We start from the raw sequence: 15,501 nt of genomic DNA on the forward strand, positions 1-15,501 counted from the left end.
GCCACGTGATCCGAGTGTTGCTGGCGGACGATCAGGCGCTGGTCCGGGCCGGCTTCCGCGCTCTGCTGGACGCGGAGCCCGACCTCGAGGTCGTCGGCGAGGCCGCGGACGGTCTCGCCGCCGCCACGCTGGCCGCGTCCACCCGCCCCGACGTGGTGCTGATGGACATCCGCATGCCGGGCGTCGACGGCCTGGAGGCGACCCGCCGCATCGCCGCCGACCCCGCGCTCACCGACACCCGGATCATCATCCTGACCACGTTCGAGCTGGACGAGTACCTCTTCGAGGCGCTCCGCGTCGGCGCCTCCGGCTTCCTGGTCAAGGACACCGAGCCGGTCGACCTGCTCCGCGGCATCCGCGCGGTCGCGGCCGGCGACGGACTCCTCTCGCCCGGCGTCACACGTCGCCTGATCGCCGAGTTCGCCACCCGCGGCCGTAGCGTCCCCGCCCCGCCGCCGCCGTCGCTGGACCCCCTGACGGATCGCGAGCGGGAGGTGGTCGCGCTGGTCGGCGAGGGCCTCAACAACGACGAGATCGCCGAACGCCTCCACGTCAGCCCCGCCACCGCCAAGACCCACGTCTCCCGCGCCATGATCAAACTCGCCGCCCGTGACCGCGCCCAACTCGTCGTCTACGCCTACGAGTCCGCCCTCGTCCGCCCCACCTGGCTGGCCTGATCGCCACACGCACCTTGCACCTCGACCTGCGCCGGCGCCCTGTACCGCAGCGCCCCACTCGCCTCCAGCAGCAGAACGATCCGCGCTCACCTCCAGGGTCACTATTTCCCGAAATTTCGGGCGCCTGGCGTGCGGCGCATCGACGCGTGTACGCCGCGGATGCCGGTGGACGCGAGGCCGCGGAGCGCCGCGTCGGAGTGGGCGGCGCTGCGGGCGTTGTGCGAGAAGTCGAGCATCGCGGTGATGCCGGCGTCCAGCGCGGTGAGTGCGCCTGGCGTGCGGTGCCTGGCGTGCGGCGATCGCTGTAGGGCTCGGCGTCCGAGTGCACGTTGGTAGGCGGTCCAAGTCGGCAGGTCGAGCATCTACCGTGCCCGAAATTTCGGTATAAAGCCCTGTTGATCTGTCGCGACGCCGGACATGTCCGGGGTGGTTTGCTTGGGTGGGCGCTGTGCCTGCGGAGTGGCCGGCCCGTTCTGCGGGGCCGAGGGAACCTCTGCGGGGCTGAGTCGACGAGCGGGCGCTGCGCGTCCGAAATTTCGTGATAAGGCGCTCGTGTTTGCGCGGTGACGAGCCGTTTCGACCGCGGTGCTCGCATCGCTAAGGCCAAAGGATCATTGAGCGATACGAAAAGGAGGTCAACAGCGCTAGTTGATCTCCTTTTTGCATCGCTCAATGATCCTTTGGCTCGCTGGGCGCTCCGAGTTTACGGATGATCTTGTAGTGGGCTGGTGGTCGGAAGGCGCTTTAGGGTGAAATATCGGGTTTGCAGCGTGAGTGGAGGGTCGCTGGTTGTACGGGACCAGCGGCGGGACCGGCTCCGATCGGCGGGCCGAAGCGGAGCGCCGGCGGAGTCTTCGGCCCGGCGGAGGTTTGCCCGCGGGAGCATGCGGACCGCGACCACGCCGGAAGCGGGAAAATGAACTGGATCTTGATTTCGAGACGTGTGCGCCGGCCGCTGTGGCAGGGGGCTCCCCTCAGGCTGGTGCGAGCGGGGAGCGCACGGGCCGCACCGTGCCGGAAGCGGGAAGGATCTGAAGCGGCCGATGCTCAGCGTGGGAGCGAGGGCTGGGCATGCTCGAGCGTTCACCGGCCAGGCGGGCCGCACCGTGCGGGAAGGGCGGCGCGCGGGGCCTGCGGCGGAATCGTGTGCGGCCCGCGGCGGTCAGCCCATGGTCTTCTGGCCGTCGATGGCCTCGCGGATGATGTCGGCGTGGCCGGCGTGCTGGGAGATCTCGGCGATGAGGTGGATCAGGACGTGGCGGACGGACCAGGACGCGCCGGCCTCGAACCAGGGGGCCTCGGGGAGCGGGTAGGAGGCGTCCAGGTCCGCCGTGGCGATGAGGTCGTCGGTGCGGGCGGCCACCTTCTCGTAGTCCGCGAGCAGACCGGCCAGCGTCTCGCCCTCGGTCATCCGGAACGCGTCGGCCCAGTTCTCCGCGCCGGCGCCGGTGCTCTCCGTGCCGGTGGCGAACGCGTACCAGGACTGTTCGGTCGCGGAGACGTGCTTGATCAGGCCGCCCAGGGACAGCGTGGTGCTCGGCACCGGCCGGGACGCGGCCTGCTCGTCGGTCAGGTTCTGCACCGTGAAGCGCAGGAAGCCGCGCTGGCGGTCCAGCAGTTTCACCAGGTCGGCGCGCTCGCCAGTCAGCATGATGGTCCCTCTCCACTGAAGATGTGACCGCCTCAGCCTAGGAAGAGTGACGGACAGATCCTGTCCTAAACGAGGATGTTCACTCTGCTGTCCGGATTCGTGTCCGGGTTGGCGCACGCGTCCGGAAGCACGATGTCCCTCTCGCGTTCGACGAAGAGAGGCATTGGCGAATGAATGAGATGACGCCGGGCATCGGCACCGACGCTGAACTGTGGCGGACGGCATCACCGGAGCGGACGGTCCTCGCCGTGGTGCATACGGTCGCCACGCTGCGATCCGTGCTCGATGCTGTCGAGCTGCTCGAGACAGATCCGCGGATTCAGACGACATTCGTGCTGGCGCCCGACGTGCTCACGGGTGGACGCCGGACGGAACTACGGCGCTTGGACGGACTCGTTGTCACCTGGGAGCAGGCGACGCGAACGATGTTCGACCTCGTGATCGCCGCGGACAGCGGGCATCTCTACGAGTTGAAGGGCCCGATCCTCAAACTTCCGCACGGCGCAATGAACAATCGGATCGTCCCCGCCAGCGTCGGGGATCCGGCGAGCGGGTTCGTCGTCGGACTGTCCAGGCCGTGGCTGACCCACTACGGCAGGGTGGTGCCGGCCTCGGTCGCGGTTACGCACGAGGCGGCGCTTCGGACACTCGAGGCACAGTGTCCGGAGGCATGTTCGCGGGCTGTACTGACCGGCGACCTGTGTCTCGACCGTTTGACCGCCAGCGGGCCGGACCGTGCGGTCTACCGGGCTGCGTTGGGTGTCCGTGACGACCGGCCGGTGGTGGCGATCAGCTCGACCTGGGGGCCTGACTCGCTTTACGCCCGCGCCTGGCCGATGATCAGCGACCTGATCAGGAGCCTGGACGGCGCTCACACACGTGCGGTGTTGCATCCGGCCGCGTGGTACACGCACGGACCGCGCCAGATCGCGGCATGGGCGGACGGGAGAGCCGGCATGGCCTGCGCTGGGTTCCCCCGACCGGTTGGCGTGGACTCGTCGTGGCTTCGGACGTGGTGATTGGTGATCATGGCTCGGCGGTGGTGTACGCGGCGGCATCCGGTGTGCCGGTGCTGCTGACACCTCCGCCGCCGGGCATCCTCAGAGCCGGGTCAGCCGCAGCCGTACTGGCCCGGCTGGCACCGGAGCTGACTACGGACAGACCTGTCTCCGCGCAGCTCGATGCCGCATGGCGTCGGCGGGACTCTGTCACGGCCGCAGTCGCCGAACTGGTCAGCAGCGTGCCGGGAGACGCGGCAGATCGTTTGCGATCGGAGATGTACCGCCTTCTCGGCTTGACCGTGCCTCAGGGGTCGTGCGAGAAGCGGACGGGTGCCGGTCCACGGTAGTCGTCACGACGATCGGTACTGCTGCGGCGCCACGCTGGCGGTTCCTGGCCGATGTCGTCATCGTGCGTCAGCCCGCGCAGTGCCTGGCCTGCGTGCTCGCCCGCCACCCGTATGCGTTTGTTGCTCTCGGGCCGGGCGGCCTTGCCTGCCGTGATGGGAACATGGTGCGGCTGACGCCGGCGGTAGAGCCCGAGCCGCTTCTCGGGGCGGCGTTCCACACCTGGCTCACCGCCGGACGACCTCCGGGCCGGGTGCGAGTGTCCTGGGCGACGACGTGTGCCGGATCAGACGAGGTCCGCCGGTACGGAGTCGAGCAGTTGCTGGACCTGTCCGGCCTCGGTCTCCGCGGTGAGCCGGTACAGCCGGACCGACTCGGTGAGATGCCGGCGTGCCTCGTCGGTGCACCGCATTCGCCACGCATGTTCACCGAGACGGTGCAGTGCCTGCGCCACACCTCTGTCCGAACCGACCTCGCGCATCTGCTCGACCGCGAGGGCGAGCTGTGTGACGGCATCGTTGTTCCCGATCTCGCCGAGCGCCCGGCCGAACTCGATCCTGGCCCGCGCTTCGTTGTACGGATCGGAGCGGTCCAGGCCGGCGAGGATTCCGAGCGCTCCGTGGAGCACGGGCGCCGCCCGCTCGAATCTGCCGGCCTCGTTGTCCACGATGCCCAGGTTCAGCATGGCGAGACCGGTCCGGCGTACCTCCCCCAACTGTTGGTGAAGACGGAGTTGCGAGGCGAATCGTGCGGCCGCCTCCTCGAGCCGGTCATGTGTCAGCGCGATGACTCCGAGCCCCTCGTTCATCGGCTGCTGAATGCGAACGAGGGATACGGCTCTCCGATGGCCTCATGAGCGAGCCGACGGCCTCCGAAATCTGGCGCGGTCAGGCGGCCGGGGAGCCGGCCAGGCCGGCGAGGAGGACGGCGGTGGTCTGGGCGATGATGGCGGCGCGGTTGGCCTCGAAGACCGGGTCGCTGAGCTCGGTCGTGTTGGCGGGGTCGAAGGCGAGGACCGGCGTGTGCACGTGGCCGCCGGGCGGCGCGGACGGGACCTCGGTCAGCAGGCGGGTGACGCGGTAGGCGCTCTCGTTGGAGAGGTAGCCGCCGCCACCGCCCTCGGACGCGATCGAGCCCTCGGTCGGCCCGTCCGTGCGCACGACCGGGATCGTGCTGCCGGCCGGGATCTCGCGGACCGTCGTGTTGATCCGGATCGGGAAGAGGCCGCCGGCCTGGCTCATCGCCTCCATCGGCAGCGTGCTGGGCACGAACTCGGCGCCGGGACCGACGTTCGGGAAGACGACCGGGGCCGCGAGCGTGCCGCCGCCCCAGATGTTGAGGTTGTCCGGCGCGGAGGCGGAGCGGCGACGGCCGTTGTAGGCCTCCAGGTCGAACGCGCCGGGCCGGCCCTGGCTGATCGTGGTGACCTGGTCGGGGCGGCGGGCGAGCGCGGGCCGGTAGGCGTCCTCGACGATGCCGCGGTCGAAGTCGGGGTAGCGGACCGGGAAGATGACGGCCTGGATCTGCACGCGGGTGCCGTCGGGTGCGGTGAGCACGCGGCCGTCCAGCGCCAGCGCGACCGCGCCGGACGGGTTGCCGCGGCGGATCTCCGCGTCCAGCTGGAACGGGTCGAAGCCGGAGATCATCAGTTTGCGGGCGCCGCGCTCCGGGCGGAACGCGCTGCCGGTCAGGCCACGGGACGCGTATTCGAGGCGCTTCTCCCAGGAGGCACGGTCCGCCGGAGTGACGGTGAACGACGGGGTCCACTGCCGCAGCGCGCGGGTGAGCGCGAGCCGGGTCCAGTACAACGGACGGTCGTCGTCGGCGGGCAGCGCGGCGCCGATGGAGAGCGACCGCTGGGCCCGTGCCACGGCGGACTCGAAGAGCAGCCGGCCGGTCGCCTCCGCGTACCCCCCGGCGATGCTCTTGCTCGGCACCGCGCAGAGGCCACGGGTGAATCCCTGGACCAGCGCTTCAAAGTTGCCACGGCGGATCAGCTCGGCCGGGACGGAGGCGGTGCCGCCGGGCACCGGGCGGTCGAGCCGGGCCTCCTCGGCGGTGAGCGTGACGCTCCCGTCCGCGCAGGCCGGCGGATGTGCGGCGACGGCGGGCGCACCCGCGAAGACCCCGCTCAGCACGAACAACAGCACGGCAAGAGCCCGAGCGAGCCTGGTCACGACTGCCTCCCCGCCTTGATCCCGACAAGAGAGTAGCGAACATCGACCGCCATGAGGTTGCCGAGCGGCTACGAAAGTTTTCGGGGGCATGACGTTTGCCACGCCGAGCGGACTGGGTACCGAGCGCGAACAGGCATTACGGCGCCACCAGGGGGATTCGCATGTCCGATTTGGACGAACCGAAGGTCACGTTGGATGTCCGGCAGCTCGGGCCGGTGGAGCGGCGGCTGCGCGGCGCGCTGGAGGAGCAGCTGACCTCCGCGTTGCAGGCCGCGACCGTGAAGGTGCGCGACGAGTACGCGGGCGAGCCGGTGGACGTGGTCCGGGCGCGCCTGCTCGAGGAGACGCGCGCCGGGCTGCACCACGACATCGCGGACGCCTGGCAGCCGGACCCGGCCGAGCTGCAGCGGGTGGCCGAGACGATCATGCGTCGCGACATCGCACACCACGCGGCGCTTTAAAGATCAAAATCAGCCACGAGGGTACGCCCGGGAGCTCCCCGAATTCGTGAGGCGCAGGCGACCGGAGGAGGCACCGTAGGGCCGGACATGCGCTTCGTCCGGGCCTACGGTGCCTCCACCGGGAGTGACGCCGAGCCCGGAGGAGCGAAGCGACGACCAGAAGCTCAGCTCAGCGATACACCGTCAGGATCAGGTCGCTGACCAACGCGGTCCAGCCGGTCTGGTGCCACGCGCCCAGGCCGGCCCCGTTGTCCCCGTGGAAGTATTCCGGGAAGACGATGCGGTCCTTCCAGTCCGGGTGGGTCTGGAACAGCTCGGCCTGCCCGTAGATCGGCCGCCGCCCGTCGGAGTCCGGCAGGAACAGTGAGATCAGCCGGTGCGACAGGTCGTCCGCCACCTCGGTGAGCGTGACCTTCTTACCGGACCTGGTCGGATATTCCACCAGCAGGTCGTCGCCGTAGAACGTGGCGAACTCGCGGACCGCCTCGATCAGCAGGTAGTTGGTCGGCATCCAGATCGGCCCGCGCCAGTTGGAGTTGCCGCCGAACAGGCCGCTGGTCGACTCCGCCGGCTCGTAGCCGACCGTGAAGTCGGAGCCGCCGAGCCAGATCGTGAACGGCTTCTCCAGGTGGCTGCGGGAGAGCGTGCGCAGCCCGTACGGCGAGAGGAACTCCTCCTCGTCGAGCATGCGCGCGAGTATCCGCATCAGCTGCTCCTGCCCGACCATGGCGAGCAACCGCTGCTGCCGGCCGTCGCCGGAGAGCCGGCGGGAGCCGACGATGTCCGCGTACTCCGGGCGGCGGTGCTGGAACCAGCGCACGCGCGCGGCCAGCTCCGGCAGCCGGGACAGCGTGACCGCGGTGAGCGTGCTGGTGGCCGCCAGCGGCAGCAGCCCGACCACGGACCGGACCTTGAGCGGCAGTTTCGCGCCGTCCGGCAGCCGCAGCACGTCGTAGAAGAACGAGTCCTCGTCGTTCCACAGGCCCTGCTGGTAGGCGGCCATGCCGATGTACGCGTAGTGCTCGAAGAACTTGGTGGCCACGTCCTCGTACGTATGGTCGTGGATGGCCAGCCGCACGGCCATGTCCAGCAGGTTCAGCGCGTACATCGCCATCCAGCCGGTGCCGTCCGACTGCTCCAGCACGCCGGCGACCGGCAGCGCGGCGGACCGGTCGAACGGGCCGACGTTGTCCAGGCCGAGGAAGCCGCCCTCGAACACGTTGTTGCCGTGCACGTCCTTGCGGTTGACCCACCAGGTGAAGTTGAGCAGCAGCTTGTGCAGCACGCGGGCGAGGAAGTCGTGGTCCCAGCCGCCGTCGATCTCGAAGACGCGCAGCGCGGCCCAGGCGTGCACGGGCGGGTTCACGTCGCCGAACGCCCATTCGTACGCCGGGATCTGGCCGTTGGGGTGCATGTACCACTCGCGGAGCAGGAGCAGCAGCTGCGACTTGGCGAACCCGGGGTCGACGCGCGCGATGGACACGCAGTGGAACGCCAGGTCCCAGGCCGCGTACCAGGGGTACTCCCAGGGGTCGGGCATGGAGATGACGTCGAAGCTGTTCATGTGCCACCAGGCGTTGTTGCGCCCGTGGCGGCGGCCGGACGGCGGCTTGGAGCCGGGATCGCCGGAGAGCCACTGCTCCACGTCGAAGTGGTAGAACTGCTTGCCCCACATGAGCCCGGCGATGGCCTGCCGGGCCACGTTCGCCGCCTCGCGCGGTGCGGCGGCCGGGATGACCTCGCCGAAGAACTCGTCCGCCTCGGCCGCGCGCAGGCGCATCACGGTGTCGAAGCCGTCGCCGAGGTCCAGCTCGGGCGCGGTGACCGGCGCGGTCAGCGCCAGCCGCAGCCGGATGGTGGTCTGCCCGCCGGCCGGGACGGTCACGGTGTAGTGCAGCGAGGCCTTGGTGCCCTCGCCGTCCGGGTTGATGGTGTCGTCACCGTCGACCACGTGGTCGTTGATGCCGTCCTTCGGGTACGCGCTGCGCCCCTTCAGCCCCCACAGCCGCTCGGTGTTGGTCTCGTTGTCACAGGCCAGCGGCCCTTGCAGGCCCTCGCCGGCGCCCTCCAGCACGATCTGCCCGAGCCCGCGGTGCTGCCCGATGAGCCGGTTGCCGGAGCCGAGCACGGTGGGCACGTGGACACGACCGGGGATGCCCCAGGACCAGGTGTTGCGGAACCAGAGCGTGGGCAGCACGTGCAGCGTGGCCTCGTCCGGGCCGCGGTTGGCCAGCGTGACCAGCATGCAGTAGTCGGTGGGCGAGGCCTTGGCGTAGTCGACCGTGACGGCCCAGAACCGGTCCTCGTCGAAGATGCCGGTGTCGACGAGCTCGTACTCGCTCTCGTCGCGGCGGCGCAGCCGGTTCGTCCGGACCAGGTCCTCGTAGGGGAACGCGGCCTGCGGGTAGTGGTAGCGCCAGCGCATCCAGGAGTGGGTGGGCGTGGAGTCCTCGTACCACCAGTAGTCCTTGACGTCCTCGCCGTGGTTGCCGCCGTCGCCGCCGAGGCCGAACATCCGCTCCTTGAGGATGGAGTCCTTGCCGTTCCACAGCGACAGTGCGAAGCAGAACAGCTGGCGGTCGTCGCAGACGCCGGCCATGCCGTCCTCGTTCCACCGGTACACGCGCGACCGTGCATGATCGTGCGGGAAGTAGTCCCAGGCGGTGCCGTGCTCACTGTAGTCCTCGCGGACCGTGCCCCAGGCGCGTTCCGACAGGTACGGACCCCACCCACGCCACGGCTGCTCGCCCGAGTCCGCTTGCGCCAGACGCTCCCGCTCACTCACCGACGCCCGTCACCCCCTCCTGAATCTTCCATCGGAAGACTTCCCATGACCAAGTCGATCACACTGTTCATTGTCGTCGTGCGGGGTTACCGCCACTGACCCGCCACCATGAGTGAGCTTTTTTCAACGTGGTCCCAACCCATACACGCCCCGTCCCGTCGACCTCTGCGTAGCGTTGACCCGCTCGCCAGGTCGAAAATCGTTCATTGATAGGTGCAGGAAAAAGATGATCCCGATCAGCTTCGGTCCTCAGGTCTGCGGTGCGCTCGCCGAGGGCGCGGCCCGCGAGTGGCTGGTCCCGGACGGGCTCGGCGGCTACGCCATGGGCACGGCGTCCGGCCTGCGTACCCGCCGCTACCACGGGCTGCTCATGGTCTCCGGCGCCACCGCGTCCGCGCGGACGCTGGCGCTGGCGAGCCTGGACCCGGTGCTGGTCATCGGCGGTGACACCCACCGGCTCGGCGTGCATGAGTGGGCGGACGGCACGGTCGCCCCGGCCGGGCACACCTATCTGGAGCGGTTCTCGCTGATCGACGGCCTCCCCCGCTGGCGCTGGCGCGTCGGCGACGTGGTGCTGGAGCGCGAACTGGCCATGGTGTACGGCCGCCCCGCGCTCGCCGTGGTGCACCGCCTGCTGGCCGGCGGCCCGGCGCGGCTGGAGTTGCAGGCGCTGTGCACCTGGCGGGACGCGCACGGGGAACGCAGCGCCGGTTCCATGAAGATCGCCTCGGTGACGAACGGTGCGGTGATCGAGGACGCGTACCGGCTGGAGGGTCCGGGCTGGACCGCCGCCGGCACCTGGTGGTCCGGCGTGCACCACCGCGAGGAGGCCGCGCGCGGCCTGTCCCCGAACGAGGATCTCTGGCATGCCGGCACGTTCTCGGCCGAGCTGCGTGAGCCCGGTGACGTGCTCGAGGTGCGCGCCTGGGCCGATTCGCCGGAAGACGTGCCGCCCCCTGCGCGTGAAGTGGTCTCCGCCGCCCGGCGGCGGAACCGGGCCGTGGTAGCGGCGGCCGCACCCGCCGACGACGTGGACGCCACGCTCGCGCTGGCCGCGGACGCGTTCGTGGTCCGCACCGAGGGCACACCGGACGTGGTGGCCGGTTACCCGTGGTTCGGCGCGTGGTCGCGGGACACGATGATCGCCTACGAGGGCCTGCTGCTGAGCACGGGACGGGCCGAGGAGGGCCGGCGGCTGCTGCTCGGGTACGCCGCCACGCTCTCCGAGGGCATGCTGGCGAACACCGCGGACACCGGCAGCGTGGAGTACAACACGGTCGACGGCACGCTCTGGTTCCTGCACGCGGTGGCCCGGCACGTGACCGCGACCGGCGACACCGACCTGGCCGAGGAGCTGCTGCCCGCGCTGCGCGACGTGGTCGACGCGCACCTGCGCGGCACCCGGTACGGCATCCGCGTCGACCCGGACGACGGGCTGCTCACCCAGGGCGCCGACGGCGAGGCGCTGACCTGGATGGACGCGCGGGTGCGGGGCGTGCCGGTGACCGCGCGGGCCGGGAAGCCGGTTGAGGTGAACGCACTGTGGATCAACGGGCTCGCCGGTATCGTGGACCTCGCCCGCCGTACCCGCGGAGATGCCGGAGCCGCCCCGGCCGCTCACCGGACCGCGCTGGCCTCGTTCCGCCGTCGCTTCCCGGCACCCGCCGGGTGGCTCTACGACGTCGTCGACGGGCCTCGGGGCGATGACGCGTCGCTCCGGCCCAATCAATTGCTGGCGTGGTCGCTGCCGTACGCTCCGATGCGTGCCGATGCGCGTGCTCTCCGTGCAATTTCCAAGGGATTGCTGACACCGGTCGGTCTACGCAGCCTTGGCCCCCGGGAAAGGGGTTTCCAACGTGAACACCGTGGAAATTCTGATAATAGAGATGGCGCGTATCACATGGGCACCGTGTGGCCGTGGTGGGTGGGGCCTTTTATCGATACGTGTACCAAGTCCGCCGTGTCAGATGGCGAACTACTCTCCGGTATCGAAGTTCATTTGACCGAGTTTGGCCTAGGCTCTGTCTCTGAAACAGCGGATGGTGAGCCGCCTCACTCGGCAACGGGCTGCCCGTTTCAAGCCTGGTCGGTGGGGGAACTAGTTCGCGTCCGTCGGTGTTGATCAACCTTGGTTACACGGCGGCAACCGGGGCGTCTTCGCTGGTTTCCACGGGTAGGGCAGGATAAGCCCATCCCGACAACGCGATGACACCCTTCTGTACCTGATTGAGGGTCGTCCGCTGGCGTGTGCCTGAGGGACGAATCTGCGAGGGGGCCGGGCCTATGTCACCAAATGCCGACATCATCGAGATGCGCACTGCGCGTCCGCAACGAGTGCTGATGCTCTCCTGGGAGTACCCACCGGTGGTGGTGGGCGGTCTGGGACGTCACGTGCACGCGCTGTCCGTCGCGCTCGCCGCGGCCGGGCACGAGGTGACGGTGGTGACCCGGCACGTGGCCGGTGCCCCGCTGGAGGAATACGCGGACGGTGTCCGCATCGTGCGCGCCCCGGAGGACCCGCCGGTCTTCCCGCTCGCCACGCCCTCGCTGCTCGCCTGGACCATGGCCTTCAACCACACGCTGACCCGCGCGGCCCTGCGGGCGGCGGAGTCCGGTGAGTACGACGTGATCCACGCTCACGACTGGCTCGTCACCCACACCGCGGTCACGCTCAAGGAACATCTCGACATCCCCCTCGTCGCGACGATCCACGCCACCGAGGCCGGCCGCCACCAGGGCTGGCTCCCGGAGGAGATGAACAAGGCGATCCACACCGTGGAGTTCTGGCTGTCCCAGGAGGCGGTGCGCGTCATCGTCTGCTCGGAGTACATGCGGTGGGAGGTGAACCGGCTCCTCGACCTGCCCGCTGCCCGGATGGACGTGGTCCCGAACGGGGTCGACGACACCATGTGGCGTGCCCAGCCCCGCGCCATCGCCGCGGCCCGCTCCAAGTTCGCCGGTGACGGCCCGCTGATCGGCTTCGCCGGCCGCCTGGTCTACGAGAAGGGCGTGCAGCACCTCGTCAACGCGGTGCCGAAGCTCAAGCACCGGCACCCCGGCCTCAAGGTCGTCATCGCCGGTGACGGGCCCTATCGGCCTGAGCTCCAGGCCGAGGCCGCGCGCCTGCACCTGGACGACACCGTCACGTTCGCCGGCTTCATGAACGAGAAGCAGCTGCCCGCGGTGCTCGCCGCCACGGACGCCACCGTCATCCCGAGCCTCTACGAGCCGTTCGGCATGATCGCGCTGGAGGCCGCCTCGGCCGGCGCGCCGATCGCGGTCTCCTCGACCGGTGGCCTCGCCGAGATCGTCGAGCCCGGCGTCACCGGCGTCACGTTCCCGCACAGCAACCCGGACGCGTTGGCCGACGCCGTCGACTCGCTGCTGGCCGACGAGGTCTTCGCGCGCCGCGTGGCCCGGCAGGCGCGCTCCATGGTCTCCGAGCGGTACGGCTGGGGCACGATCGCGGCGCGGACCGCGGCGGCGTACAGCGCGGCGATCCGGGAGGCACCGGCCTTCAACACGAAGCAGGCGGAGACGCAGCTGGCCAACGGCCGCCCGAAGGCGGTGGTGCCGGAGGGCAACCTCCTGCACGGCCTGATCAACGCCGCCTCGTCCGCTTCCTGACCCTCCCCTTCACCAGGCTCTCTCCACCGCTGGCCGCCGCACATGCGACGGCCAGCGGGTGTTTTTCCACCACCTACCCATGACTGCGAGGCCTGCCGCTCCGTGTCCGAATACGATTTCATCGGCGAGATCGACCGCTGGCTGCTCTCCCAGGGCCGGCACGAGAGGCTCTGGACCGTACTGGGCGCCCACGTGAGCGACGACGGCTGCCACTTCGCGGTCTGGGCACCGAACGCGCGCGAGGTCCGGGTGATAGGCGACTTCGCCGGCTGGGGCGCGTTCGACGGCGTGCCCATGCGCAACCTGGGCGACAGCGGCGTGTGGGCGGTGTTCGTGCCGGGCGCGACCGTGGGCCAGTACTACAAGTACAAGATCCACGGTGCGGACGGGACGTGGACCGACCGGGCGGATCCGCTGGCCACGGCGACGGAGACGCCGCCGCGTACCGCGTCGATGATCTTCAGGTCCGAGCACAAATGGGATGACGGCGACTGGATGGTCGCGCGCGCCCACCGGACCGAGCACCACAAGCAACCCATGAGTGTGTACGAGGTGCACCTCGGATCCTGGCGGCCGGGCCTGTCCTACCGCGACCTCGCCGATCAGCTGGTCGAGTACGTCTCCGAGCTGGGCTTCACGCACGTCGAGCTGATGCCGGTCATGGAGCACCCGTTCGGCGGCTCGTGGGGCTACCAGGTCACCGGCTACTACGCGCCGACGTCCCGGTTCGGCAACCCGGACGACTTCCGGTACCTGGTCGACCGCCTGCACCAGGCCGGCGTGGGCGTGCTGCTCGACTGGGTGCCCGCGCACTTCCCCAAGGACGATTGGGCGCTGGCGAACTTCGACGGCACCGCGCTCTACGAGCACCCGGACCCGCACCGCGGCGAGCACCCGGACTGGGGCAGCCTGATCTTCAACTACGGCCGCTGGGAGGTGCGGAACTTCCTGGTCGCGAACGCGCTCTACTGGCTGGAGGAGTTCCACATCGACGGCCTGCGGGTGGACGCGGTCGCCTCGATGCTCTACCTCGACTACTCCCGCGAGCACGGCCAGTGGTCGCCGAACGAGCACGGCGGCAACGAGAACCTTGAGGCCATAGCGTTCCTGCGCGAGCTCAATGCGGTCGTCTACCGCGAGCACCCGGGCGCGGTCATGATCGCGGAGGAGTCCACCGCGTTCCCCGGCGTCTCCAAGCCGACGGACTGGGGCGGCCTCGGCTTCGGCCTGAAGTGGAACATGGGCTGGATGCACGACACGCTCGAATACGTCGAGCGGGACCCGATCTATCGCAAGCATCACCATGATCAGCTGACCTGGCCGTCGTGCTACGCGTTCGACGAGCAGTTCGTGCTGCCGATCAGCCACGACGAGGTCGTCCACGGCAAGAAGTCGCTGATCGCGAAGCTCCCCGGCGACCGCTGGCAGCGGCTGGCCGGGCTGCGCGGCTTCCTCGGCTACATGTGGTCGTTCCCCGGCAAGCAGCTGCTCTTCATGGGCTCCGAACTGGCCGACGAGCACGAGTGGGCCGAACACCGCGGCCTCGACTGGCACGTGCTCGGCGATCCGGCCGTCCAGGGCGTGCACGCCGCGCTCCGCGACCTCAACCGGATCTACCGGGAGTCGCCCGCGCTCTGGTCCCAGGACACGTCCGGCGACGGCTTCCGGTGGATCGCGCACGACGACTGGCAGAACAACGTCGTGTCGTACCTGCGCTGGGGCTCCGACGGCTCGGTCCTGGCCTGCGTGGTCAACTTCGCCGGTACGCCCCGGATCGGCTACCGGATCGGGCTGCCCCGCGGCGGCCGCTGGGACGAGGTCCTCAACACGGACGCGTCCCACTACGGCGGCTCCGGCGTCGGCAACTTCGGCGCGCTGACCGCGTCCGACGCCGGCTCGCACGGGCTGCCGCACTCGGCCGAGGTCGCGGTGGGCCCGTACGCGACCGTCTGGTTCCGGCCGACGCGCTGAGGATCCACTGTCGGCGGGTCCGGCGGGCGCTTGCCTGGCCGGACCCGCCCGGATCCGGGGCTCGCACCCTCCCGCAGTTTCCTGTGGACTCTCGTTGACACAATCAAGCCCGGGGTTCGTACGGAAATTCGGATCTTGGGAAACATCGAGATTGTCACGGACGACGGCACCTCGATCTCTCCGTCCCGCGGTGCCGTGCGTTGCGTCCTCGGCGCATTCGCGCTGAGCCCTGGTCGTCGTCTCGGCATCGACGACCTGGTCTCGCGGGTCTGGGGCATCGCGCCGCCCGACCGTGCCGACGAGACAGTCACGACATATGTGCGATCCGTCCGACGTGCTCTCACACAGGCCGGTGTGCCGGCCGATACTTTACGGAGCCACCGGCCCCGGATGTACTCCCTCGATCTCTCCCCTAAGAATATCGATTACCATATTTTCCGCTCGCTGTGTGCGGCAGCGAGCGAGGCTGCAGCGCGAAATGATCCGCGATCGGCCGTGAGCTCATATGAAGCCGCGCTGGGAAAATGGCGTGGTGATGCTCTCTCCGGAGTCGAATCATCTTGGGCTGAAAGTCGTAGACACGCTCTCGAAATCGAGTGGGCCGAGGTCGTCTACGCGCTCTGTGACCAGCTGTCGGATTTGGGTGACCAGCACGCGGTTGCCACCTGGACAGAACGGATCGCCACTGAGTCCGTTCCCACCGACCGAATGATTCTTGTGGGAATTCGCGCGCTTTGTTGACCGGTCGGCGTGCACTGATCCCTTCCTTCGTGGAACGATTGGCGAGCCAGACGGACCGAGGCGCC

Annotated in this window: 12 protein-coding genes; 7 read left to right on the plus strand and 5 right to left on the minus strand. The window is 69.5% G+C overall.

Annotation, left to right across the window (positions count from 1 at the left end; all coding sequences use genetic code 11):
* The first annotated feature begins 5 nt into the window (after positions 1–5).
* Positions 6–677: a response regulator gene (locus OP04_RS16150; protein WP_033340473.1), complete on the plus strand. Its 672-nt coding sequence runs from the start codon at positions 6–8 to the stop codon at positions 675–677.
* A gap of 1,162 nt (positions 678–1,839) precedes the next feature.
* On the opposite strand, the gene OP04_RS16160 is transcribed toward OP04_RS16150, so the two are convergent.
* Positions 1,840–2,328, minus strand: a complete 489-nt coding sequence (locus OP04_RS16160) for a DinB family protein (protein ID WP_033340475.1) — start codon at positions 2,326–2,328, stop codon at positions 1,840–1,842.
* 170 nt (positions 2,329–2,498) lie between these two features.
* Here OP04_RS16160 and OP04_RS48495 point away from each other — a divergent pair, with 170 nt between their 5' ends.
* The gene (locus tag OP04_RS48495) at positions 2,499–3,347 is read left to right on the plus strand and encodes a hypothetical protein (RefSeq protein WP_051798013.1); all 849 of its coding nucleotides are present in this window, start codon (positions 2,499–2,501) and stop codon (positions 3,345–3,347) included.
* 286 nt (positions 3,348–3,633) lie between these two features.
* Here OP04_RS48495 and OP04_RS53340 read toward each other — a convergent pair whose 3' ends face one another.
* The 3 genes from OP04_RS53340 to OP04_RS16175 form a co-directional block, all read right to left on the minus strand.
* The gene (locus OP04_RS53340) at positions 3,634–3,894 is read right to left on the minus strand and encodes a hypothetical protein (protein WP_157239882.1); all 261 of its coding nucleotides are present in this window, start codon (positions 3,892–3,894) and stop codon (positions 3,634–3,636) included.
* Between the two features lie 66 nt (positions 3,895–3,960).
* Entirely contained in the window at positions 3,961–4,482 is a 522-nt protein-coding gene (locus OP04_RS16170; RefSeq protein WP_033340476.1) for a hypothetical protein, read from the minus strand.
* A gap of 79 nt (positions 4,483–4,561) precedes the next feature.
* On the minus strand, positions 4,562–5,851 hold the full coding sequence (locus tag OP04_RS16175; protein WP_051798015.1) for a hypothetical protein: 1,290 nt from the start codon (positions 5,849–5,851) through the stop codon (positions 4,562–4,564).
* Positions 5,852–6,021: 170 nt separating this feature from the next.
* On the opposite strand from OP04_RS16175, the gene OP04_RS16180 reads away from it, so the two are divergent.
* Positions 6,022–6,312 (plus strand): hypothetical protein, encoded by a 291-nt coding sequence (locus tag OP04_RS16180; RefSeq protein WP_033340671.1) that lies wholly within the window; start codon positions 6,022–6,024, stop codon positions 6,310–6,312.
* Between the two features lie 169 nt (positions 6,313–6,481).
* Here OP04_RS16180 and OP04_RS16185 read toward each other — a convergent pair whose 3' ends face one another.
* Positions 6,482–9,097: an MGH1-like glycoside hydrolase domain-containing protein gene (locus OP04_RS16185; RefSeq protein ID WP_033340478.1), complete on the minus strand. Its 2,616-nt coding sequence runs from the start codon at positions 9,095–9,097 to the stop codon at positions 6,482–6,484.
* Positions 9,098–9,323: 226 nt separating this feature from the next.
* On the opposite strand from OP04_RS16185, the gene OP04_RS16190 reads away from it, so the two are divergent.
* The 4 genes from OP04_RS16190 to OP04_RS51785 all read left to right on the plus strand — a co-directional run bounded on the left by OP04_RS16190 (position 9,324) and on the right by OP04_RS51785 (position 15,436).
* Positions 9,324–11,219 carry an amylo-alpha-1,6-glucosidase gene (locus tag OP04_RS16190; RefSeq protein ID WP_033340479.1) on the plus strand — a complete coding sequence of 632 codons (1,896 nt, stop codon included), beginning with the start codon at positions 9,324–9,326 and terminating at the stop codon, positions 11,217–11,219.
* 161 nt (positions 11,220–11,380) lie between these two features.
* Complete coding sequence (locus tag OP04_RS16195) at positions 11,381–12,724, plus strand: glycosyltransferase family 4 protein (protein ID WP_033340480.1); 1,344 nt, start codon at positions 11,381–11,383, stop codon at positions 12,722–12,724.
* 102 nt (positions 12,725–12,826) lie between these two features.
* Positions 12,827–14,695, plus strand: a complete 1,869-nt coding sequence (gene glgB, locus OP04_RS16200) for a 1,4-alpha-glucan branching protein GlgB (protein WP_051798017.1) — start codon at positions 12,827–12,829, stop codon at positions 14,693–14,695.
* Between the two features lie 135 nt (positions 14,696–14,830).
* Positions 14,831–15,436, plus strand: coding sequence for an AfsR/SARP family transcriptional regulator (locus OP04_RS51785; RefSeq protein ID WP_198153845.1), 606 nt, complete (start codon positions 14,831–14,833; stop codon positions 15,434–15,436).
* Positions 15,437–15,501 lie beyond the last annotated feature (65 nt).

Source organism: Catenuloplanes japonicus (genome assembly GCF_000717135.1).
GTDB classification, from domain to species: domain Bacteria; phylum Actinomycetota; class Actinomycetes; order Mycobacteriales; family Micromonosporaceae; genus Catenuloplanes; species Catenuloplanes japonicus.

Coding starts and splice junctions, on each gene's coding strand:
- OP04_RS16160 (WP_033340475.1), bottom strand. CDS start 2,328: ATGCTGACTGGCGAGCGCGCCGACCTGGTGAAACTGCTGGACCGCCAG.
- OP04_RS48495 (WP_051798013.1), top strand. CDS start 2,499: ATGAATGAGATGACGCCGGGCATCGGCACCGACGCTGAACTGTGGCGG.
- OP04_RS16170 (WP_033340476.1), bottom strand. CDS start 4,482: ATGAACGAGGGGCTCGGAGTCATCGCGCTGACACATGACCGGCTCGAG.
- OP04_RS16190 (WP_033340479.1), top strand. CDS start 9,324: ATGATCCCGATCAGCTTCGGTCCTCAGGTCTGCGGTGCGCTCGCCGAG.
- OP04_RS16195 (WP_033340480.1), top strand. CDS start 11,381: ATGTCACCAAATGCCGACATCATCGAGATGCGCACTGCGCGTCCGCAA.